We start from the raw sequence: 20728 nt of genomic DNA, 5'->3' as shown, positions 1-20728 counted from the left end.
TCCGATGACGCACTTGTTTGATGTCAATGGAGAGAATCTCGACCGCGGCTTCGTGAACCTCAGGGCGGCGGAATCCCGCCACGAGCAGCAGCTTCACGAGCTGATCGAATCGCTGTGGGCGACCTATGAGCCTTATGCTGATCCGGACTTCCGCCAAGGCTTCGCGCGCGACGTCGATGGCCGGTTCTGGGAAATGTATCTTGGCTGCACGCTGCTCGAAGCGGGCCGAGCGCTGCTGCCTGTCGTTGAGCGTCAGCGCGCCGGCGGTCAGCCGGATCTGTGCGTCGTCGAAGAGGGACGGCGCATCTGGATCGAAGCGATCACGCCCGACGAGGGCGACCCCGGTCCCGATCAGATTGTGCGACCTGTCCCAATGAATGAAGGTGGTGGTCTTTCCGCCGCGCCGATCCGACAGGCGCAATTGCGCACGACGAGCGCGTTCTGGACGAAGGCGCAGCAGATCGCACGCTACCTTGCTCAGGGCGTTATCGGCCCTGACGACGTGCGGATCATCGCCATCAGCGCAAGCCGCTTCGGTGTGTATGTCGCCGAAAGGCCCCTGCCGCTCATCATGACCTCGCTGTTCCCGATCGGCGATGCCTTCATCACGATCGATCGAGAGACCGGTAATGTTGTCGAGGAAGGATTCCATTCAGCGCCCTTCATCGACCGCGAACGCGAGCCCATACCGCGGACCGCATTTCTTGACGAACGGTTCGCCGACATCTCCGGCGTTCTCTGGTCGCGCGTCGGGCTCGGCAACCTTTCGCGCCAAGGCAGACCACTCACCTACGTCCACAATCCCCTCGCACAGGTCCCGCTTCCGACGAACTGGGGCGTCTGGGATCGCGAGTTTGTCACCACGCCCCAGGGAGAGGCATGGGAGTCGACCGACATTCTCGCGCCCGAGCCATTGGCGGAAGCGTCGGCCGAGCAATGACGACGCTGATCGACGTCTGGAACCTCGACACCTTCGACGCAGCCTTGATGGGCGAGTTGCGCGATCAGCAGCAGCTCCTCATCGACTATTTCGCGACAGATCGGACAAACTACCTGGAGCGTGAAGCCTCGGACCATAGGGGTCCGATACCGTCCAACCCTCATGCCAGCGCCTATTATCGCTTCGCCGAGGACTTGATGGCAGTCACGCAGACCCGAACGATCCGGGCCTGGCATCATACGCGGATGACCGACCGCGAGGTCGAGACCGCCACGAGCAACGGGCTTTACATCGCCTGTTGCCTCGCAGGCCTCGGCATGATCCAGATCCCAGCCTATGACGTGAAACAGCATCTTGAGGCGGGAGAATTGGTCGAGGTGATGCCCGGCCATCGAGCCGAGCTGATGCCTATGACGTTACTCTATCCCCACCGCCAGCACCTTTCACACCGGCTGCAGGTATTTGCCGATTGGCTTGAGACGCTGCTGAAGGACAAGCTCTTATGAAGAGCAAAAGCCACCCGGGATCCGAAAGGCCTGCGCTCAAGCGGTCCGGATGACCGAAGCGTCCTCGCCGATCATGCGTTAGAGGCAGTTTTTGCAGACGTCAGGATTACCGATCGGGCCAGACGCGACTGGCAAAGATCATGGTGAGGCCGAGCGCAGCGATCCTGATGAATTGCACGTTCATCTTCACAAAGGCCAACGACTGACCGGCGGGTTCCTAACCCCAGCTCCCGGCCGCCAGCCATTTGAGCGCGGACAGGCTTGGCATGAACAGATATTCGCCGCCCTTCATGACATTGAAAGTCTGCACACCGTCGATGCGCTTGCGCGCCGACGCCTGCGGGATCGTGAACCGGCCGTCATCCTCATGCAGGCCAACGATCGGATCGCGCTCTTCGCCAAGGTCGACGAAATTGCCTCGGTTGATCCACTCCTGCTGCATGAACTCGATCGTGTCATAGGCACGCGCGCTGATGAAGATGAAGAACAGGCCGCGATCGCCTTCGGCATCGTCTTCCGGCGCGACATCCTCGGAATAGACCGGTCCGAAGGTCGAGGAGCGGCGGATGATCCGGTGGATGTTGACGTCGGTAAGCAGCGTCAGCTCGGAATCGCGGGGATTGAGTCGACGCATATGGCAGCCGAGCGGCACAACGCGGCCTTTGGGGTCTTCCTTGAACGTGAAGTCATTGTTGCGCTGCGGATCGGCGCCGAGGTCGGGATCGTCATGGTCGGGCGACAGCGTCAAGGGCGCGCCGGAGCGCCAGCGCCCGAACATCTTGGCGGCTAATAGCTCGCGTTCCTCCGGCGTCTCGCCATGCGCCTTGAGGAAGGCGTTGAAGCAGCCGACCCGGCTGTTGTACTTGCGCATAACGACGAAGGTGCCGTTCTTGCCGAGCGCGGCGGGCTCCGGCATGCCGAGAGGCTGGCCGTTCTCGCTCTCATAGCCGAGGATGAATTCGCCGGCCTTGATCGGCCGCTCCTCGCCTGGCAGCGGATCAACGCCGCTGCCCTCCACTGCGGGCTGGGAGATCGAATCCCGGAAGCCGAACGGGTTTTTCGCGCCATCCGGCGCACCGAAGCGATGCTCGCCGAGCAGGGTCACGCCGCTGCTCCGGTCGAGTTCGGCGCGCGCTGTCGCCAGCGCTTTGTCGAGCGCCGCATCATTCACGGCATAGATGGTCAGCGCGAGATGGCAGTTGCCCGGCTTGAAGACCTCTTCCCACTTTTCAGGCGCGTTGGGCCCGAAGTCGCGAAGCTGCTCCGCGCGTGCGGGCATGCCCTGCTGGAAGGGGAGCGGGAAGGTCTTGAGTTGTGCTTCCGGCAGGCCGAGCGCCTTCAGCCCCTCGAAGCTGAGTGCGGCCCCGATCCAGAAATCGAGATCGTCGCTCCAGTTGTCGGCCGAGGCGACATGCGGCGCGAGCCGGCCGAGGAGGTCGCGCGCGCCCTCGGCCTCGTCGAAATGGAGCATGGCGTGGATGCCGACATAGGGCTCCGGCCGGCTTCGCAGAATCAGCGCCTGGATGTCGTGCAGGTCGAGCGTGACGCTGTCGCGCCGGAAGCGCTCTTTCAGTTTCTGAAGGATCGCCATTGCTCAGCCCACCTTGTCGAGAAATTCGTTGACGGCATGCTCCATGCGCTGGAGCCGGCGCACATCGACGACGGTCACCTGCGGGTTGGCGACGAACCAGCCGGCGGCGGTGATCTGATGCTCGGCGATGAAGTCCTTGACCTTGGGGCTCGCAATGCCCGGCCAGCCCTCGACCGAGGCGAAGAGCAGGTCCATCAGGTCGGGGATCTTGGTGGCGAAGTCGTTGATATAGGTGTCCCAGTCGCCATCATAGGCGGTGGCGAACAGGATGCGCGTGTCGTTGTCGAAGAAGACGAAGCGCATATTGTGCAGTGTGCCGACCTTCTGTGCTCCGTCGAAATTGCCGTTCACCAGCCCGAAGATGCGTTTCAGCCGGTCCGCGCCGCCTGGCTTGAGGTTGGCGATGGCGGTAAGCTCCGAGACATTGCCGGACTGAGCGCCGACACGGCCGGCGGAGCCGGCGGTGCCCTTGAGGTCTGGATTATGCTTCGTCACCATCTGCTCGAGGGCGAGCTTGGCGAGCTGCGGCGCGTCGCCGGCCACTTCCTCGATCCGGCGGCGGATGGCCTGAAGGCGGGTTTCGTCGATCTGAGGGGTTTCTTCGGTCTCGGCCATGGCTGGCCTCCTTTCGTAAGTTTGGTTGACGATCGGATCGTCAGTCCGGAATGGCGTCGATGTTCGTCGGCTCGACGCGCGGCTGCGCGTTCATTTCGTGGCGGTAGCGGGCGGAACGTTCATAAGCGGCGATGCGCACCCGCATGATCGAGCCGAGCGGCTGATGATCGCGGATGCCGTGCCAGGGGTTGAAGGACAGCACGTCATCGCCATAGACCCGCCGCGCTGGCGAATAGGCGTCCTGAGGGGGAATGCGCAGCGTGGCGATCGGCTGGTGCGGCGAGAGATCTTCCGGCCAGAGCACCGCCGCATCCTCGACCGGCATCCTTTCGAGATCGGTACAGAGCTGGGCGCGCAGTTGATACTCCGCGCTCTGATCGCGGAAATGCTCGACCACCAGATCGCGCATGGTGGCGTCCTCCACCGCGCCGACATCCTTGCCGGCGAGTGCCCGGACATTGTCGGAGAGCGGTGCGGCGCTGATCTTGGCGATGTAGTCGCCGAAGCGGATCGCCGCCATCGAGTGATAGGTCTCGCCAAGCAGATGGTCATTGTCGCGCGCGAGACCGCGCAGCGTGGCGCCGGGCTCGACGCCGACCGCTTCGACCGCGGCTTCCACTCCCCGCGCCACCCCGGCCATGGCGCGCTGGAGAACGGCCGGGTTCTGGGCATTCTTTTCCAGAAGGCCGATGAGCTGGCGATATTTACCGATCGTGCCGAAGCTCAGGGTCGGGATATTGACCAGCAGGAAATCCTGGTTGCGGCCCTGGTCTTCGGGGAGAAGCCGCTCCCCCGCCACGCCAATGACCTTGATCGCCATGCCGCGCGGAGCCGGTATCGTATCGGAGTGAATATCTCCGGGCGCTGATGAGAGGCGGATCACCACGGAATAGGTGGCGGGACGAGCGAAAAGCCCCTGGCGCAGATGCTCCGGCAGTTCCGGGATGACCAACTCACCCTTCAGGAACCCGTGGCTCTTGGCATGGGCGTCGCGCACCGCATGGCGGTGGCGTTCGAAGGCCTTACGGTTAGTGCTCGCCATGATCTCGAGGATTTCGGCGGTCAGCCGCTCCTCGTCTTCGCCGAGAACCTCCACGTCCGGGGAATAGCCAATGTAGGTTTCAGCCAAGGGCACTCCTTCGCGTTTTAATTTCGATACTGCGGACGATTTCGGGTCGAAATCGCCGTTGATTTCGGAGATCACTTGATATCTGGTTTTACTGAGAACGCGGAACCGCCGAAAAGGTTTCGCACGTCTCGCCCGTTGGTTGGAGAACGAACCCATGCCGCTTACGCGCAAGGACACGCAGCGCCAGACGCGGGACCGGCTGATCGCCGCCGCACATACCTCGATCATCGAGGAGGGGGTCGCCGCCATGTCGATCCGCAACATCTGCAGCGCGGCCGGCCATTCGCAGGGTGCCTTCTACTCGAACTTCGCCAGCAAGGACGATCTGCTGGTCGAGATCCTGCAGAGCCATATCCAGGATGAGGTCACACTGCTTCGCGACCTGGTCGCGCACTGCTCCGGCGATGATATCGAGGCAACGCTCCAGGTGCTGGCCGCCCGGCTCGCGAAGCTGGCCGGTGAAGCGCAATGGTCGCTCCTCTCGATCGAATTGCAGCTTCACGCGCGGCGCGATCCGGCTTTCGCCGAGCGGCACCGGGAGGGCAAGGCGGCCTGCTATCGGATGTTCGGTGAACTCGTTGCCGATCTAACGCAACGCTTCGCACTGCGTCCGGCCTTGCCGCCGATGCAGACGGGCATCGGTCTATACGCGCTCTGGATGGGACTGGCGGTCCAGGGCGATGTCGAAGGCGCCATGCCGCGCGACGAGATGCTCGTCGGCTTCTTCCGCGCCATGGCTGGACTGGGTTCGTCGCATGAGGAGCAGGCGTATTCGTGAGCGGGATCGTGTCAGATCGTCGACGCATCGGCTGCGATGAGCACGGACACCCGCTCGTCGGCGAGGTGGATGAGCATCGGCGCTTCCATATCCGCTTCCGCGCCCAGGACGCCGACATCGACGAACTCGGCCATGTCAACAATGCTGTCTGGGTGACCTGGATCCAGGATGCGTCGGTGGCGCACTGGCTGACGGCCGCGCGTCCGCAAGATCGCGACCGGTTCGTCGCGGTCGTGCTGCGCCATGAGGTCGACTATCGCGGCAATGTCCGGGCGGGAGACGCGGTCAGCGCGATCACCTGGGTCGTCGGAGTGCCGCGCGGTGCGCGCTATGCACGATGCGTCGAATTCCATGATGAAGACGGGCGGACGCTCGTCGCCTCGCTGACCCAGTGGGCCCTTGTCGATCGGGAAACCGGCAAGCTGGCCCGCGTCCCGGTGGAGGTGGCGGCTCCGTTTCTTGGTGACGATACCGCGCAGAAGGAGATTGAATGAGCGATATCAGGAAAGTGGCGGTTCTCGGCACGGGCGTCCTCGGGAGCCAGATAGCCTTCCAGACCGCCTATAGCGGCTTCGACGTTACCGCCTACGACACCAGCGAGGAGGCGCTTGAACAGGCAAGGCAGCGTTTTGCCATGCTCGTCGAGACCTATGGCAAGGAGGTGGCCGGTGCGGCCGACGGCAAGGCCGCCGAGTCCCTGCAGCGCATCACCCTGTCCGCCGATCTCGGTTCGGCCGTCGCGGACGCGGACCTCGTGATCGAAGCGGTTCCGGAGCTTCTCTCGATCAAGCAGGCGCTCTACGAGAAGCTCGCGGGGCTTGCGCCGGAAAGGGCGATCTTCGCTACCAATAGCTCGACCCTGTTGCCGAGCGACCTCAAGGCCTTCACCGGCCGCCCGGACCGGTTTCTGGCGTTGCACTTCGCCAACAGCATCTGGAAGTTCAACACCGCCGAGGTGATGGGCACCGACGACACCGATCCGGCCGTGTTCGATGCCCTGATCGCCTTCGCCTCGGCCATCGGCATGGTGCCGATCCCGGTGCGCAAGGAAAAGGCAGGCTATGTCCTCAATTCCCTGCTGGTGCCGTTCCTGAACGCGGCGGCCGATCTCGCCGCCGGCGGCTATGCCGAGCCGGAAGATGTCGACAAGGTCTGGCGGATCGCCACCGGCGCGCCGATGGGGCCGTTCCAGATCTACGACATCATCGGCTTGAACACCCCCTACAACATTCTGTCGCATGGCGATGAGCACGCCCAGTCGCTCGCGGCATGGCTGAAGGAAAACTACATCGACAAGGGCAGGCTCGGCATCGCCTCGGGCGAAGGCTTCTACAGCTACAAACCCTCCGCAGACTGATCCCAACAAGAAGAACAGGAGTTCGCCATGCACTATAGCAGTGGAAACTATGAAGCCTTCGTGCGTCCCCGCAAGCCCGAGGGGGCCGACAAGAAGACGGCCTGGTTCGTCGGCTCGGGGCTGGCGGGGCTCGCCGGCGCCGCCTTCCTGATCCGCGACGGCGGCGTTTCGGGCGATCGCATCACCATATTGGAAGAGCTGGGAATCCCCGGCGGCGCGCTCGATGGTCTTGATGTGCCGGAGAAGGGCTTCGTCATTCGCGGCGGCCGCGAGATGGAGGAGCATTTCGAGTGCCTGTGGGACCTCTATCGCTCGATCCCCTCGCTGGAGATCGAGGATGCCAGCGTCCTCGACGAATTCTACCGGCTCAACAAGGACGACCCCAACTTTTCGCTCCAGCGTACGACGCAGAACCAGGGCCAGGACGTGCCCGACAAGGCGCTGCTGACGTTGAACGACAAGGCCCAGAAGGACCTGCTCTCCGTTTTCCTGGCGACACGCGAGGAGATGGAGAACAAGCGCATCAACGAGGTCTTCGGCGAAGATTTCCTGAAGAGCAATTTCTGGCTCTATTGGCGCACCATGTTCGCCTTCGAGGAATGGCATTCGGCGCTGGAAATGAAGCTCTACCTGCACCGCTTCATCCATCATATCGGCAGTCTCGCCGACTTCTCCTCGCTCAAGTTCAATCGCTACAATCAGTATGAATCCATGGTCCTGCCGCTGGTGAAGTGGCTGACCGATCACGGCGTCACGTTCCGCTACGGCGTCGAGGTCACCGACGTCGATTTCGACATCCAGCCCGGCCGCAAGCAAGCGACCCGCATTCACTGGAAAGAGCGCGGCGTCGAAGGCGGCGTCGATCTCGCGCCAGACGATCTCGTCTTCATAACCATCGGCTCATTGACCGAGAATTCCGACAATGGCGATCACAAGACGCCGGCGAAGCTCAACGAAGGACCGGCGCCGGCCTGGGACCTGTGGCGGCGGATCGCGGCGAAGGATCCGGCCTTCGGCCGCCCGGACGTATTCGGGGCCCATATCCCGGAAACGAAATGGGCCTCGGCATCGATTACCGCCCTCGATGCCCGTATTCCGGCCTATGTCGAGAAGATCACCAAGCGCAACCCCTTCACCGGCAAGATCGTCTCGGCGGGTATCGTCACGGTGAAGGACTCGGCGTGGCTGCTGAGCTGGACGGTTCATCGCCAGCCGCATTTCAAGAAGCAGCCCAAGGACCAGATGATCGCCTGGTTCTACGCGCTCTTTGTCGACAAGCCCGGCGACTATGTGAAGAAGCCAATGCAGGAATGCACCGGCGAGGAAATCACCCAGGAGTGGCTCTACCATCTCGGTGTACCGGTCGAGGACATTCCGGAGCTCGCAGCCTCCGGCGCCAGCACCGTGCCCACGATGATGCCCTATATCACCGCCTTCTTCATGCCGCGCCAGGCGGGTGACCGGCCGGACGTGGTGCCGGAGGGCGCGGTCAATTTCGCCTTCATCGGACAGTTCGCGGAATCGAAACAGCGGGACTGCATCTTCACCACGGAATATTCGGTGAGGACCCCGATGGAGGCCGTCTACACCCTGATGAATGTCGAGCGCGGCGTGCCGGAAGTCTTCAACTCGACCTACGATATCCGTACGCTGCTGGCAGCGATCGGTCCGCTGCGGGACGGCAAGGGCATCGACCTTCCCGGACCGGCCTTCCTGCGCAAGCTGCTGATGAAGAAGCTCGAAGGCACCGAGATCGCCAAGCTGCTCGAAGAGTTCCATCTGATCGAGGAGTGAACAGAGACCGGAAGGCACGCGCGGCGTGTGAAAGGTGATGAATGGCCGACGACGATCAGAAGAGCGAACGCGCCGCCGAGGTGACTGGGGCGCACGGCCATCATCACCATCATGAGCCGGACGGCGAAACGCCGTCCGGTCACGTCGACCATGATCCGGTCTGCGGCATGGTGGTCGATCCCGCCAGGACCGCTCACAAGGCTGAGTATGAAGGCGAGCGCTACGTCTTCTGCTCGGCCGGCTGCAAGGCGAAGTTCGACGCCGACCCCGTGCATTATGCGGCACTGGCAGCGCATGCCGCACATCACCATGAGGGTGCTGCCGCCCATGGCGATCATTCCCACCATAGCCACACGCATGGTCCTGACCGCTAAAGGTGCTACGCTTAATGGAACCAAGCTGTTCGGCGACAGCGGCTTGAAAGGCGGTGCGATCCGCGGGGGGACATCTTCTTTGACTGCGGCTCGATTTATGTGGATGCGTCGCCCGAGCCGTGATTGGTATCGTGCGGATGCGCCGGCGTCGCTCTCCATGAAACTTTTGAAGTCACTCAATGCCTGCCGAACCTGATGCCTCAGTTATGGGTGTCCATGGCTCTCAGTTCGGTGAGAAAGACTGTTCCAACCTCCACCGCTCGCTTGGCCGCGTCAGGGTCGACGTCCACGCCGTGCGAGGCTTCGTTCATGATACGTGACGTGACCCCCTGAAACTCCTCCACGAATAGCTAGAGTCCGCCCCTCGAAAGGACGGACAGAATGAAGCGATCACGGTTTACGGAAGAGCAGATCATCGGGATCCTGCGCGAGCAGGAGGCCGGTGTTCCGGTGGCGGACCTGTGCAGGAAGCACGGGCTGAGCTCGCCGACCTTCTACAAATGGAAGGCCAAGTATGGCGGCATGGACGTGTCGGAGGCCCGGCGGCTGAAGGCGCTGGAAGAGGAGAACGCCAAGCTGAAGCGGATGCTGGCGGACTCGATGCTGGACAACGTCGCGCTGAAGGATCTGCTGGGAAAAAAGTGGTGACGCCCGCTGCGCATCGAGCGGCGGCGGCGCACCTGCAGTCGGCTTACGGGATGAGCGAACGGCGGGCCTGCCGGGTGCTGGGCGTGGACCGGACGAGCGTGCGCTATCAGGCGACGCGACCGGACGACGGCACCCTGCGCGATCGGCTGAAGGCCCTGGCCCAGGAGCGTCGGCGGTTCGGCTATCGACGCCCGAGCGTGGGGGCTTTTCTCGCTACAAACTCAATGCAACCTCTTGCGGGCAGTAGCGTGAGACATCGCGCTTGAACGATCCCGAGAGTGCTCCGGAGTGCGGAACGTTTCGATCAGAACCGCCTCGCGCACAACGAGCCGCAGGAGGCGAATATGACAGACAGCAGGTTTCTGACGCCGGAGGAAGTGGTGGACCGCTATCGCGGCGGTGTGTCGCTTGGCACCCTACGAAACTGGCGAACGAAGCGTATTGGCCCCTCGTTCATCAAGATCGGAAAGGCCGTCCTCTACCCGGTGGAGGAGCTTGAGGATTTGGACAAAAGGAATAGAGTGCCTTGCAGTGCCTCTGAGCGACTCAGCGAGCCTGCGGGTGATCAGGCGTGATGATCACGATCGGTCACCTTGGACCGCCCCCAATAAGCGGCTCCACTTGCATCCACGGGGCGCTTTTTACGAGCAATATCAATTGGTTACAGCGGCCATTAGGGTGGTGCACAACCACCCTTCCGGCGATCCGACCCCGTCCCAGGCGGACATCGTCGTCACCCGCCAGATCATCGACGCTGCGAAACTGTTCGGCATCCAGGTCCACGACCATCTGGTCCTGGGGCGTCAGGGGACGGCGAGCTTCAAGCAACTCGGCCTGTTCTGAGGCCGTCATGACCCTTCACCCCATCGTCGCCGCCCTGGGCGGCGACCTCTACCAGAGCGGGCTGCGCGCCAATGTGCCCGCGCCGGGCCACAGCCAGGCCGATCGATCGGTCTCGCTCCTCCTTTCCCAGGGTCGGGTCATCATCCACGGGTTCGGCGCGGCGGACTGGAGGGCCATCCGCGACCACCTGCGTAGTTCGGGTTTCATCGACGATACCGGGCGTCTCACGGGGGCGGGGCGCGCCCCGGTGTCGGCCCCGGCGCCGGACCGCCGGCGGCGCATCGAGACCGCCTCTCGTCTGTGGCATGACGCTCGACCGTTAAGCCCCTCCGATCCCGCGTCCCTCTACCTGCGACGCCGCGCCGTCCACGGCGGCGATGGGGCGCTCGACCTGCGCTTCCATCCCGCCGTCCCCGTCTCCATCTACCGGCCCGGCGGGCGTACGCGACCGGCCCTCGTCGCGCGAATCGTCGCGGCGGACGGGGGCCTGACGGCCGTCGAGGTGACCTATCTCGAGCCGAACGGCCTGGGCGTCGTCGGCCTCGCCGTGCCGCGCAAGACGGTGGGGGTCGTGCCGCCTAGCGCGGCGGTTCGCCTGTCGCCGGCGGCCGAGGAGATGCTGGTCGGCGAAGGGGTGGTCACCACCCTGTCCGCCATCGACCGCTTCCGCCTTCCCGGCTGGGCCCTGATGTCGGCGAACAATCTCGCGGCCTGGACCCCGCCCCCGGACGTCCGTCGCGTGCTGGTCGCCGCAGACCGGGGCATGGTCGGCGAGGACGCCGCCGCCCGCCTTAGCCATCGCCTCAGGACGCTGGGAATCCAGGTTCGGGTCTGGTGCCCCAACCCGCCGTTTGAGGACTGGAACGCGATCGCCCGCGGCGTCGCGAAAGGAGGAGCGAGGGCGCTCGGGGGCGCCGGAGCGGCGGGGATGGGCCCCGTCGCCCTGCGGAGATGATCCCATGACCGACCTCGCTCCCGTTATCACCCCTGTCGTTGTCGTCGAGCGCGACCGACGCACAGTCCGTCTCGGCGATCTGGGCATCGCCCGGGAAAACCTTCGTCACGACGAGCCGCCTGACGACGACATCCCCACGCTCGCCGCGACGATGCGGGCCGCCGGCCAGCTTCAGCCCCTGACCGTCCGCCCGGGTCGCGGCAGGAAGGAAGAGCCGTGGATGGCGCTCGACGGGCGCCGGCGCCGGCTCGCGCTCGGCCTCCTCCTCGAGGCCGGCGAGATCGGCGACGACCATCCCGTCGATGTCTTCGTCGAGACCGACCCGGCCCGTCAGGCCGCGGCGGTGCTTCTCACCAACACTGCGGTTCCCGTCCATGTCGCCGACATCATCGCGGCGATCGGCCGGATGCTGAAGTCGAAGCTGACGGTCGCGGTGATCGCCAGGGCGTTGGGCTATGCCGAGATCGAGATCAAGCGTCTGGCGGCGCTCGCCGGCCTGCCGTCCGCAGCGCTCGTCGCCCTGAAGAGCGGCCGCATGAGCCTGAAGCAGGCGCGGCTGCTGGCGCGGTTGCCGGACAAGGCCGAGCAGGAGGAACTCGCCGAGGCGGCCTTGGACGGTCACGGCTTCCAGGACTGGCGCGTTCTCGAGCGGCTCGACGACGCTCGCGTCACCGCCCGCGACCGCCGTTGCGCCCTCGTCCATCCGACCACCTACGGCGAGGCCGGGGGCCGCACCGAGACCGATCTCTTCGGCGAACTCGTCCCCGTCCTGCTCGACCCTGACATCCTGACCGATCTCTGGCTGAGGCGCGCCCGTGGCATCGCAGCCGTGTTCGAGGCGGAAGGCGTCGCCGTCCACGTCACCGCTGGCCCGGAGCCGGACCTGCCCGAGGACCTGGAGGCGCTCGGCTATGTCTATGGCGGATCCCTCCCGGCCGAGGAGATGGCGCGATATCGCGCCCAGCGCGAGGTCTTCAACGATCGTGTCGAGGCTGCGCGCCTGGCCTTGGCCGACCCGGCCCGACCGGACATCGCCGATCTCGCCATCATGGACATGATCCGCGCGCGGATCGCCTCCGACCAGACCGGCTGCGGCGGCCGCGTCGTGACGACGATGGTGATGTGGCCGGCGGCGGACACGGGCGTGGAGGTGCGCTGCTACACGCCGGAGGAGCCCGAGACCGACGACGATGAGAGAGGCGGGGGCGATCCGGTCCCGCGTGCGGCCGCCCCGCCGGCCTACATCTCGCCCGAGGTCGAGGCGCCCGAACCTGAGACCGAAGGGGTCAACCACGCCCTCCATGCGGCGCGCACCGACGTCGCCACGCGAGGCCTGATCCGGGCCCTGGCCGATGATCCGTCCGCCGCCCTGACGGCGCTGATCTCGCGCCTGTTCACGGTGATCGTCCTGCGCAGCCGCGTGGCCCGGTCGGAGTCGGCCCTGGCGATCGTGGCCACGGGGTTCAACCCTTCGGCCGGGAGGGTCATCGAGGCCCTCGACGGCGACGTCCGCCAGCGCCTCGACGATCGTCGCGCCGACTGGCAGGCCTCGGGCGAGACCGTGATCGCCTGGATCCATGGGCTGCCGCATGGCGAAAAGATGGGACTGCTGGCCGAACTCACCGCCGTCAGCCTCGACGTCCGGGAGGAGAAGACTTTCCAGATCCGCCGGGCAGCCCGGGCCGAGGCGGCGGAACTCGCCGCGCTGTGCGATGCGGACATCAGCCTGCACTGGACGCCCGATGCGCCCTTCCTGCAGTCCCATTCCAAGGGCTTCCTGCTGGGCATGCTCGAGACCATGGGCTCCGAGGACGAGCGCGCCCGGACCCTGAAGAAGACGGAACTGGTCGATTGGGTGGTCGAACAGGCGGCCACGCGGACCTGGGCCCCCGCGAGCCTGTCCTGGCGGTCCTCCGTCGATGATGGAGGCGCGGTCGCGGAGGATAGTCAGGGGGCGGAGGACGGTCCTTCCGATGCGCTGAACGACGAGGCCGATGACGATGACGATGGCGTCGGCGCCTTCGCCGTCACCGCCGCTGGCGAAGCCGCGCTCGACCCCGCCGCAGCCTAAACCTTCGCACACGACGAACGCGCCGCCTCGACCTCGGTCGGGGCGGCGTTGTCGTGCGGACCCGGAAAGGCGGGGGAAGGGCGGGGCGAGGCGAGCCTGGAGGACCGTGAGGGAGGCGCCCTCCGCTCCAGGTGATCCGGATGCCCGCCATGCCTGCCGCCTCGACCACCCCGTCCCTGTTCGCCACGCCTTCGCGGTCCGACCGATCGGCCAATGTCCTCGCCGCGGCGCGGGCGCTCGCCATCGCCCTTGCGCGGTCCCGGCCGCTCGACCGGCGTCTCGTCGCCGATGTCATGACCACCGCATTCGGCGCGTCGGACGCGGACGGGGCCTGGACCTGGCGCGACGCCTACGACGCCATCGAGGCCGGGACCGTGATGCAGATCCGGCGCCTGGCCCCCCAGGTCGCGAGGCTGGAAGACGCACCGGCCGAGATCGCCGCCCTCCTTGCCGGCGTATCCGCACTGGGCCTCACCCACAGCCGTCGCAGCGAGGAACAGGTCGCGCTGGACCAGTTCTCGACCCCGCCGCCGCTCGCGGCCATGGCGGTCCTGGCCGCCCAGGTGCGGCCCGGCGACCGTGTGCTGGAGCCCTCGGCGGGCACAGGGCTGCTCGCGGTGTTGGCCGAGGTCTGCGGAGGCGCACTGACCTTGAACGAGAGGGCGCCGGGCCGCGCCGGCCTCCTCGACGGCCTGTTCCCCCAGGCCGCGCGGACGCGGCATGATGGTCGCCACCTCGCCGACGTGCTGCCCGAGGCCGGCCGGTTCGACGTGGTTCTCGTCAACCCACCCTTCTCCGACCTGGAGGCTCACCTCGTCACCGGTCTCAAGGCTCTGGCGGACGGGGGGAGGATGGCGGCCATCGTGCCCCTGACGGCCCTGGCGGACACGGTGATGCGCCGCGCGCTCGAGGCGCATGGCGCCGTCGTCGGGGCGATCGCCTTTCCGGGCCGCGCCTTCGCCAAACATGGCACATCCGTCGAAACCGGATTGTTGGTCGTTGATCGCACGCCGGTGCGGACCTGGGATGGGCTCTTGCACCAGCCGGACGACTGGGACGCGATGACGGGCCTGATCCGCGGCCTGTCTCCGCGCGCCTCAGCCAGGCCGCGCGTCCGGATCGAGCTCGCCGCGACCTCCCTCCTCACGCCCAGGGACCGTGGCCTGGCTCTGCCCTCCGGCCGGCTTGGCTTCCTCGCGGGCGCGGCGCCGCTCGCCTATGCGGTCAAGGCGTGGAGCGGGGAGGGCCGCGACGTCGGCCTCTACCAGGCCCACGCCCTGGCGCGGATCGACCTGCCGGACCCGAGGCCGCATCCGTCCCCTCTGGTGGAGTCCGGGCCAATGGCCTCGGTCGCGCCCCCGGCGCCGACCTATCGTCCGGTCTTGCCGCCGGCGATGCGGGTCGAGGCTCGCCTCTCGGACGCCCAGACAGAGAGCGTCATCTACGCCGGCGAGGCCCACGGCGGGCATCTGCCTGGGCGATTCCGCCCGGCCGAGGCGCCGCACGAGGTCGTGCTCGTCCGGGACGATGCGGAGGACGCGATCCGGTTTCGCCGCGGCTTCTTCCTCGGCGACGGAACGGGCTGCGGCAAGGGCCGCCAGATCGCGGCCGTCATCGCCGACAACATGGGCCAGGGCCGCATGCGGGCCGTCTGGCTGTCGCGGAACGACGCCCTTCTGGAGGACGCTCGCCGCGACTGGGGCGCGATCGGCGGCGGGGCCCATGACATCGTGCCGCTTTCGAGCTGGAAACAGGGCGACGGGATCCGGCTGGATCGCGGGATCCTGTTCACGACCTATGCGACCCTTCGCCAGCCCGCGCGGGCCGCGCGCCCGTCGCGTCTGGACCAGATCGTCGCCTGGCTAGGGGAGGACTTTGACGGCGTCATCGCGTTCGACGAGGCGCACGCCATGGCCAACGCCGCCGGGGGTGGCAAGGGCGCGCGTGGGGCGAAGAAGGCTTCGCTGCAGGGCATGGCGGGTCTCGCCCTGCAGAACCGTCTGCCGAACGCCCGGATCCTCTACGTCTCGGCGACCGGGGCCACCACGGCCGAGAACCTCGCCTATGCGGGGCGTCTCGGCCTGTGGGGCGGGCCGGAGGCGCCGTTCATGACCCGCGCCGACTTCCTCGACGCCATGGACCGAGGCGGTGTCGCGGCGATGGAATTGGTGGCGCGCGAGCTCAAGGCGCTCGGCCTCTATGTGGCGCGATCGCTTTCGTTCGAGGGCGTCGAATACGAGCCGCTCGCCCATCCGCTGACGCCCGACGACATCGCCATCTGGGACGCCTGGGCCGACGCGTTCCAAGTCATCCACGCCAACCTGGCCGAGGCGCTGAAGGCCACCGGTTTGAATGACCCGGAGGGCAAGCCCAGGAGCGGACAGGCGGCCTCCGCCGTCCATTCCGCCTTCGAGGGCGCCAAGTTGCGCTTCTTCGGCCATCTCCTCGCCGGGCTGAAGGCCCCCAGCCTGATCGCCTCCATCCGTGACGACCTCGCTGCCAACCGCTCGGCCGTGGTCCAGATCGTCTCGACCAATGAGGCGGTGATGGAACGCCGGCTCTCCTCCATCCCGCCCGAAGAGTGGAACAATCTGTCGATCGACCTGACCCCCCGCGAATACGTCCTCGACTATCTGCGCGAGGCCTTCCCGATCCATCTGATGGAAGCGATTGAGGACGACAGGGGCGGGGTCACCATGGTCCCGGTCATGGTCGACGGACGACCGGCCGTCAGCCGGGAAGCCGTCGAACGCCGACAGGTCCTTATCACGCGTATGGCCTGCCTGCCCGCGGTGCCCGGCGTGCTCGACGCCCTCCTGGAAGCCTTCGGCACGGACGCCGTCGCCGAGATCACCGGCCGCTCGCGCCGGGTGGTGGTGCGGGACGGCCGACGCGTGGTGGAACGGCGCGGCGCCTCCGCCGCCCGCGCCGAGACGGACGCCTTCATGTCCGGACGCAAGCGGGTGCTGATCTTCTCGGACGCGGGCGGGACGGGCCGCAGCTACCATGCCGACCTGTCGGCGGAGAACCGCCAGCGTCGCGTCCACTACCTGGTCGAGCCCGGCTGGCGGGCGGACGCCGCCATCCAGGGGCTGGGCCGCAGCCACCGGACCCACCAGGCCTCGGCGCCCCTGTTTCGGCCCGTGACCACCGACATCCAGGGCGAAAAGCGTTTCACCTCCACGATCGCCCGGCGCCTCGATTCCCTGGGCGCGTTGACGCGCGGAGAGCGCCGGACCGCCGGGGCTGGTCTTTTCCGGGCCGAGGACAACCTCGAAAGCCCCTGGGCGCGCCGCGCCCTGCTGGTCTTCTACGGAGCTCTGGCCTTCGGCGAGCTGTCGTCCATGACGCTGGAGACCTTTATGGCCAAGACGAGCCTGAAGCTCCTGGACGAGGACGGCGGCCTCAAACCTTCCGACGACCTGCCTCCCATCCACACCTTCCTGAACCGGCTGCTGGCCCTGCGCATCGCCGATCAAAACGCCCTCTTCGACGATTTCGACCGCATCCTCTCCGGCATCCTGGAGCGAGCGGCCGCCTCGGGGGACCTGGATCGCGGCCTGGAGGACATCGAGGCCGAGGAGCTGGAAGTCGTCGATCAGGAGAGGATCCGCACCGATGTCGCCACCGGCGCCGAGACGGCCCTGGTCACCTTCGCACTGAAGGTGCGGCGCGAGATCCTCAACGCCGACGACGCCCTGAACCTGGCGGGTGACATCGCTCACCGGCTGGTGGTCAACGAGAGGTCGGGCCGGGCGGCGATAGCCGAGCTCGGCCTGACGACGGCCACGGACGACGATCGCCTGGTCACGGCAGTGCGGCTCATTCGTCCCGACGACCGCCAGACCCTGGCCGAGAAGGCCTTCGAGGAGTCGTCCTGGAAGCCTGCGATCGTCGAGGACTGGCGGCGGGCGTGGGACGAGGAGGTCGCCGGTACGGACCCGTGGCGTCGGCGCGAGCTGACCCTGGCGACCGGCCTGCTTCTGCCAATCTGGGGCCGGCTGCCAGCCAGGGGCTGTTCCGTTCGTCGCGTCCGCGCGCCCGATGGGCGGCGCTGGCTCGGCCGTGTCCTCAACGCCGTCCAGGCCCGCGCTCTGAAGGCCGCTCTCGGCCTGACGGACGTGAGCGAAGCCTGGGCCGACGGCTCGACGACCGGGGCAGCAGTGCTCGACCGAGGCGTCCAGCTCTCGCTGGAAGGCGGCCTCTGGCTAAAGCGGGCTCGCGTCATGGACCGCTGGCGCCTGGAGATCGTCGGGGCGCGCGCCGATCGCGACGCCCTGGTCTCGTTGGGCTGCTTCGTCGAAATCATCGCCTTCACGCCGCGAGTGTTCGTGCCCGTAGATCGGCCGCGGGTGGTCGAGGCGGTGCTCCGGCGTCACCCCGTGCAGACCATGCTCGACGGCGCCGCAGCCTGAGCGCCGGCCTGAGCTAGCCTTCGGCGTCTCGCAGGGGCTGTCGGCGACGCACGGTCTTCATCAGGTCTTCGTTCAACTTGGGCGGATCCCAGGCGCGGCCGCCCGGGATCGTGGCCAGGGCTTCGGGGAAACGCATGTAGGTGAAGACCCTGTCGACGATCTCGATCATCAGGGCCTTCATTTCCGGATCGGAAATCCGGCTGAGCTCGGCCCATGGAATCTCGCCGTCCGGCGTGATGACCACGACGTCGCTGAAGTCGCCCGTGCGCGAGACCGGAAACCGTCCGGCGTGGAGCGTCTCGAGTTCGGTGTTCCGGACGCAGATCTCCACGATCGCCTTGGACATCCGCGCCAGGTCGCGCGCGTCCTTGGCCGACAAAGGCTCCCGATCCATGCCGTCCCTCCTGGGTCGATCCCAAAGCGTCAGTCTAGCACGGGGGGGCTTGGCACGGGCATCACCTGACAGAGCAGACCGTCCGGGCGGAGGCCCGAACCGGAAAGTAACGGAGGAAGGGAGGCCATGGGTGAAGCGGGATGAGGGAGATCGGCTCCCCGGCGCTTCGGATCGACAGGAGACTGACATGCAATCCATGATGTTCACCGGGCGTCTCGCAGCGGATCCCCAGATCAGCGACGACTTCGGCAAGGCCGTGTTCCGGCTGCTCGAGAAGCGTGGCGTCGACGCAGCCGGCAAGGACCGGCTGGTCGGGGTCAACTGCGTCAGCTGGTCCAAGGGTCTGAACGAGAAGGTCATCGCTCGCGGACTGGCCCAGGGCTGCGAGGCCGTGGTCATCGGCGCCTTCATCGACACCACCTACACGGCCCGGGACGGCAAGGAGCGGGCGGCCAAGGAGTTGGTGATCAACCGGCTGACCGTCCTCGACTGGGCCGAAGGCCGCGACGCCTCGGTCGGCTCGCCCGACCGCGCCGCCGCCTGATCCTTTCAACCCCCTACATTCAACAGGAGACTGACCATGCAGACCCTCGTCATCGAAGGCTATCTGGCCGCCGACCCCTCCATCCTCTCCGCCCAGGGCTCGGGCAAGAAGCGCGCGAGCTTCCGCGTGCTGGAGACCACCCGCTTCCGGCGCGGCGACGGCACGCCGGGCGAACGCACCACCGGCTTCAACTGCGTCTGCTTCAACGAAGCGACCGCCGAACGCTACATCGAGCAGTACGCCAGGAAGGGCAGCCGGGTCGTGATCCAGGGCCATGTCGAGAACGACACCTGGACCGGCAAGGACGGGGTCGAACACTACGACCTTCGCCTGATCGTCGGCGACATTCGCCTCAAGAATCGGCGGGAGCGCGACGGCGAGGACGACGCGGCGGAAAGCCGCCAGGTCCAGGAACCGGCCGGCGGCTACGATTTGAACGACGACATCCCGTTCTGATCGGAGCGGCTCCCTCCCTGAACGGCCCGGCGCGCAAGCGTCGGGCCGTTCTTCGTCTGCCGGAGAAAAAGGAAGGGTGGGAGGGGCGAGCCGATCGGGCTCGTCGCATCGGGAGTCCCCCCAATGACCGCCTCCGCCTGGACCCAGGACCGTATCGAACGCTTGAAGATCCTTTGGAGAGAAGGAAAGACCGCCGAGTACATTGCTCACGAGCTTGCGCACGGCATCAGTCGAAGCGCCGTGCTGGGCAAGGTCTATCGCATGGGCCTGTCGGCCGGACGCGCCGCCGCGCCGCCGACGATGAAACCGCAGCCCGCCCGGGCTTTGACCTCCCGCGCTCCGACCCTGCCGGCCCCTTCGCCACAGGAGGGCCCGGCCGATGATTGTCCGGAGCCCCCGGAGACCGGCCGGGCGTCCCTCCTGACCGTCCGCCGCCACGACTGTCGCTGGCCTCTGGGAGATCCGGGCTCTCGCAGCTTCAGTCTCTGCGGACGGCCCGCCGTCCGCGGGGCCTATTGCGCGCCGCACGCCCAGATCGCGTATCGGCCTGCGCTTGAGACGACCCGCAGCCTTGAGCGGCTGGCGGGTCTGGTCTGACTGCCGTCCTGGCCATGTGGCCGCTGCAATCCACGTCTACACAAGCCCGAACGGCGGCCTCGACGAGGTCGCCGTTTGTCATTTGTCCGGCCGACCCCATCAAGCCGCCCGCTTTTCGGCCCCGGCCGCACAAGGTACATCATGGCGTCCCCCTCCGCTGAACTGAAGGTCGCCCGCCAGATCCTGGGCTGGGATGCGCTGACGATGGCGCGCGCACTACGTCTGGTCGGCACGCCGGAGAAGCTGGAGGCGCGCATCCAGGACATGGAGGCCGGAAAGCGCGACATCAGCGGGCCGGTCAAGGTCGCGATCGAGGCCTTCCTCAGCGGCTGGCGGCCGGCCGGATGGGTAGAGCCCGTTTAGGACAAGCAGACCGGCGGACGGTCTGCGGCGCTAGGCTGACGGACATGCCGATGTCGTAGGCATCGAGGAAGCTGATTGCGTTCCGGTCGACCGGGCAGCGTCGTCGGCTCGCCGACGTCGACGGGCAGGAAGATCGATGTCCATTCGTCCGCATCGGCGCGACGGCGCCGAGTTGTGTCGTCGTCGCGAAGAGCGACGACGACTTGCCCCCACACAACGCCCTCCGATCTTGTCACAGCACCCCGGAAGTCAACGGCTTCGCCTTATTCCCTCCACGGAGGGCAAGCGGCCCTCCGCTCCGGTGACTGCCGGGGACCCCACTGTGGCCAAGACCGGGGTCGTTGCGCATGGGGCGCAC

20 protein-coding genes and 1 pseudogene are annotated in these 20728 nt (G+C 66.5%); 17 read left to right on the top strand and 4 right to left on the bottom strand.

Features of this window, described 5'->3' with window-relative positions; translation table 11 throughout:
- Positions 1 to 4: 4 nt before the first annotated feature.
- Together ACYX4P_RS01250 and ACYX4P_RS01245 are read left to right on the top strand one after the other, a co-directional pair.
- Positions 5 to 940, top strand: coding sequence for a hypothetical protein (locus ACYX4P_RS01250; protein WP_191554976.1), 936 nt, complete (start codon positions 5 to 7; stop codon positions 938 to 940).
- Entirely contained in the window at positions 937 to 1446 is a 510-nt protein-coding gene (locus ACYX4P_RS01245) for a LysR substrate-binding domain-containing protein (protein ID WP_224761175.1), read from the top strand. Before ACYX4P_RS01250 ends, ACYX4P_RS01245 begins: the two co-directional genes overlap by 4 nt.
- Before the next feature lie 217 nt (positions 1447 to 1663).
- Here ACYX4P_RS01245 and ACYX4P_RS01240 read toward each other — a convergent pair whose 3' ends face one another.
- From ACYX4P_RS01240 to ACYX4P_RS01230, 3 genes are read right to left on the bottom strand one after another with little or no spacing between them, the layout of a single operon-like run.
- Positions 1664 to 3037: a Dyp-type peroxidase gene (locus ACYX4P_RS01240; protein WP_191554977.1), complete on the bottom strand. Its 1374-nt coding sequence runs from the start codon at positions 3035 to 3037 to the stop codon at positions 1664 to 1666.
- A 3-nt stretch (positions 3038 to 3040) separates the two neighbouring features.
- Positions 3041 to 3652, bottom strand: a complete 612-nt coding sequence (locus tag ACYX4P_RS01235; RefSeq protein WP_066624052.1) for a hypothetical protein — start codon at positions 3650 to 3652, stop codon at positions 3041 to 3043.
- Positions 3653 to 3692: 40 nt separating this feature from the next.
- On the bottom strand, positions 3693 to 4856 hold the full coding sequence (locus ACYX4P_RS01230; RefSeq protein WP_218015899.1) for a catalase family protein: 1164 nt from the start codon (positions 4854 to 4856) through the stop codon (positions 3693 to 3695).
- 79 nt (positions 4857 to 4935) lie between these two features.
- Here ACYX4P_RS01230 and ACYX4P_RS01225 point away from each other — a divergent pair, with 79 nt between their 5' ends.
- The 11 genes and pseudogenes from ACYX4P_RS01225 (at position 4936) to ACYX4P_RS01175 (ending at position 18016) form a co-directional block, all read left to right on the top strand.
- A complete protein-coding gene (locus tag ACYX4P_RS01225) occupies positions 4936 to 5559 on the top strand; it encodes a TetR/AcrR family transcriptional regulator (RefSeq protein ID WP_007407173.1) in 624 nt (207 codons plus the stop codon).
- Positions 5556 to 6053: an acyl-CoA thioesterase gene (locus ACYX4P_RS01220; RefSeq protein ID WP_224761176.1), complete on the top strand. Its 498-nt coding sequence runs from the start codon at positions 5556 to 5558 to the stop codon at positions 6051 to 6053. The genes ACYX4P_RS01225 and ACYX4P_RS01220 overlap by 4 nt, the downstream gene beginning before the upstream one ends.
- Complete coding sequence (locus ACYX4P_RS01215) at positions 6050 to 6916, top strand: 3-hydroxyacyl-CoA dehydrogenase (protein WP_007407172.1); 867 nt, start codon at positions 6050 to 6052, stop codon at positions 6914 to 6916. Before ACYX4P_RS01220 ends, ACYX4P_RS01215 begins: the two co-directional genes overlap by 4 nt.
- Before the next feature lie 27 nt (positions 6917 to 6943).
- The gene (locus ACYX4P_RS01210) at positions 6944 to 8710 is read left to right on the top strand and encodes an oleate hydratase (protein ID WP_007407174.1); all 1767 of its coding nucleotides are present in this window, start codon (positions 6944 to 6946) and stop codon (positions 8708 to 8710) included.
- Between the two features lie 41 nt (positions 8711 to 8751).
- Entirely contained in the window at positions 8752 to 9084 is a 333-nt protein-coding gene (locus ACYX4P_RS01205) for a YHS domain-containing protein (protein WP_312571263.1), read from the top strand.
- Positions 9085 to 9465: 381 nt separating this feature from the next.
- Positions 9466 to 9923, top strand: a pseudogene (locus tag ACYX4P_RS01200) (transposase); the annotation flags it as partial.
- A 153-nt stretch (positions 9924 to 10076) separates the two neighbouring features.
- Entirely contained in the window at positions 10077 to 10307 is a 231-nt protein-coding gene (locus ACYX4P_RS01195) for a helix-turn-helix transcriptional regulator (protein ID WP_291537382.1), read from the top strand.
- Entirely contained in the window at positions 10264 to 10575 is a 312-nt protein-coding gene (locus ACYX4P_RS01190; protein WP_367142103.1) for a JAB domain-containing protein, read from the top strand. Before ACYX4P_RS01195 ends, ACYX4P_RS01190 begins: the two co-directional genes overlap by 44 nt.
- Positions 10576 to 10582: 7 nt before the next feature.
- Positions 10583 to 11530 (top strand): DUF7146 domain-containing protein, encoded by a 948-nt coding sequence (locus tag ACYX4P_RS01185; RefSeq protein WP_291537380.1) that lies wholly within the window; start codon positions 10583 to 10585, stop codon positions 11528 to 11530.
- 4 nt (positions 11531 to 11534) lie between these two features.
- Complete coding sequence (locus ACYX4P_RS01180; protein WP_291537379.1) at positions 11535 to 13601, top strand: ParB/RepB/Spo0J family partition protein; 2067 nt, start codon at positions 11535 to 11537, stop codon at positions 13599 to 13601.
- 140 nt (positions 13602 to 13741) lie between these two features.
- The gene (locus tag ACYX4P_RS01175; RefSeq protein WP_291537378.1) at positions 13742 to 18016 is read left to right on the top strand and encodes a strawberry notch-like NTP hydrolase domain-containing protein; all 4275 of its coding nucleotides are present in this window, start codon (positions 13742 to 13744) and stop codon (positions 18014 to 18016) included.
- A gap of 13 nt (positions 18017 to 18029) precedes the next feature.
- Here ACYX4P_RS01175 and ACYX4P_RS01170 read toward each other — a convergent pair whose 3' ends face one another.
- Entirely contained in the window at positions 18030 to 18410 is a 381-nt protein-coding gene (locus ACYX4P_RS01170; RefSeq protein WP_291537377.1) for a hypothetical protein, read from the bottom strand.
- Between the two features lie 187 nt (positions 18411 to 18597).
- On the opposite strand from ACYX4P_RS01170, the gene ACYX4P_RS01165 reads away from it, so the two are divergent.
- The 4 genes from ACYX4P_RS01165 to ACYX4P_RS01150 all read left to right on the top strand — a co-directional run bounded on the left by ACYX4P_RS01165 (position 18598) and on the right by ACYX4P_RS01150 (position 20370).
- Positions 18598 to 18954, top strand: a complete 357-nt coding sequence (locus tag ACYX4P_RS01165) for a single-stranded DNA-binding protein (RefSeq protein WP_066629722.1) — start codon at positions 18598 to 18600, stop codon at positions 18952 to 18954.
- A 36-nt stretch (positions 18955 to 18990) separates the two neighbouring features.
- A complete protein-coding gene (locus ACYX4P_RS01160; protein ID WP_291537376.1) occupies positions 18991 to 19410 on the top strand; it encodes a single-stranded DNA-binding protein in 420 nt (139 codons plus the stop codon).
- 123 nt (positions 19411 to 19533) lie between these two features.
- Complete coding sequence (locus ACYX4P_RS01155; RefSeq protein WP_291537375.1) at positions 19534 to 20007, top strand: GcrA family cell cycle regulator; 474 nt, start codon at positions 19534 to 19536, stop codon at positions 20005 to 20007.
- A 141-nt stretch (positions 20008 to 20148) separates the two neighbouring features.
- On the top strand, positions 20149 to 20370 hold the full coding sequence (locus ACYX4P_RS01150; RefSeq protein WP_291537374.1) for a hypothetical protein: 222 nt from the start codon (positions 20149 to 20151) through the stop codon (positions 20368 to 20370).
- Positions 20371 to 20728: the final 358 nt, after the last annotated feature.

The organism is Brevundimonas sp. ABV4_179, from assembly GCF_056311945.1.
Note: the sequence above shows the minus strand (reverse complement) of the source record. Positions and strands in the feature narration are given on the sequence as shown.

Bases quoted from the DNA above. Each gene is read 5' to 3' on its own strand.
- ACYX4P_RS01250 (WP_191554976.1), top strand. From the start codon at position 5: ATGACGCACTTGTTTGATGTCAATGGAGAGAATCTCGACCGCGGCTTC.
- ACYX4P_RS01245 (WP_224761175.1), top strand. From the start codon at position 937: ATGACGACGCTGATCGACGTCTGGAACCTCGACACCTTCGACGCAGCC.
- ACYX4P_RS01240 (WP_191554977.1), bottom strand. From the start codon at position 3,037: ATGGCGATCCTTCAGAAACTGAAAGAGCGCTTCCGGCGCGACAGCGTC.
- ACYX4P_RS01235 (WP_066624052.1), bottom strand. From the start codon at position 3,652: ATGGCCGAGACCGAAGAAACCCCTCAGATCGACGAAACCCGCCTTCAG.
- ACYX4P_RS01225 (WP_007407173.1), top strand. From the start codon at position 4,936: ATGCCGCTTACGCGCAAGGACACGCAGCGCCAGACGCGGGACCGGCTG.
- ACYX4P_RS01215 (WP_007407172.1), top strand. From the start codon at position 6,050: ATGAGCGATATCAGGAAAGTGGCGGTTCTCGGCACGGGCGTCCTCGGG.
- ACYX4P_RS01210 (WP_007407174.1), top strand. From the start codon at position 6,944: ATGCACTATAGCAGTGGAAACTATGAAGCCTTCGTGCGTCCCCGCAAG.
- ACYX4P_RS01205 (WP_312571263.1), top strand. From the start codon at position 8,752: ATGGCCGACGACGATCAGAAGAGCGAACGCGCCGCCGAGGTGACTGGG.
- ACYX4P_RS01195 (WP_291537382.1), top strand. From the start codon at position 10,077: ATGACAGACAGCAGGTTTCTGACGCCGGAGGAAGTGGTGGACCGCTAT.
- ACYX4P_RS01185 (WP_291537380.1), top strand. From the start codon at position 10,583: ATGACCCTTCACCCCATCGTCGCCGCCCTGGGCGGCGACCTCTACCAG.
- ACYX4P_RS01180 (WP_291537379.1), top strand. From the start codon at position 11,535: ATGACCGACCTCGCTCCCGTTATCACCCCTGTCGTTGTCGTCGAGCGC.
- ACYX4P_RS01175 (WP_291537378.1), top strand. From the start codon at position 13,742: ATGCCCGCCATGCCTGCCGCCTCGACCACCCCGTCCCTGTTCGCCACG.
- ACYX4P_RS01170 (WP_291537377.1), bottom strand. From the start codon at position 18,410: ATGGATCGGGAGCCTTTGTCGGCCAAGGACGCGCGCGACCTGGCGCGG.
- ACYX4P_RS01165 (WP_066629722.1), top strand. From the start codon at position 18,598: ATGCAATCCATGATGTTCACCGGGCGTCTCGCAGCGGATCCCCAGATC.
- ACYX4P_RS01160 (WP_291537376.1), top strand. From the start codon at position 18,991: ATGCAGACCCTCGTCATCGAAGGCTATCTGGCCGCCGACCCCTCCATC.
- ACYX4P_RS01155 (WP_291537375.1), top strand. From the start codon at position 19,534: ATGACCGCCTCCGCCTGGACCCAGGACCGTATCGAACGCTTGAAGATC.
- ACYX4P_RS01150 (WP_291537374.1), top strand. From the start codon at position 20,149: ATGGCGTCCCCCTCCGCTGAACTGAAGGTCGCCCGCCAGATCCTGGGC.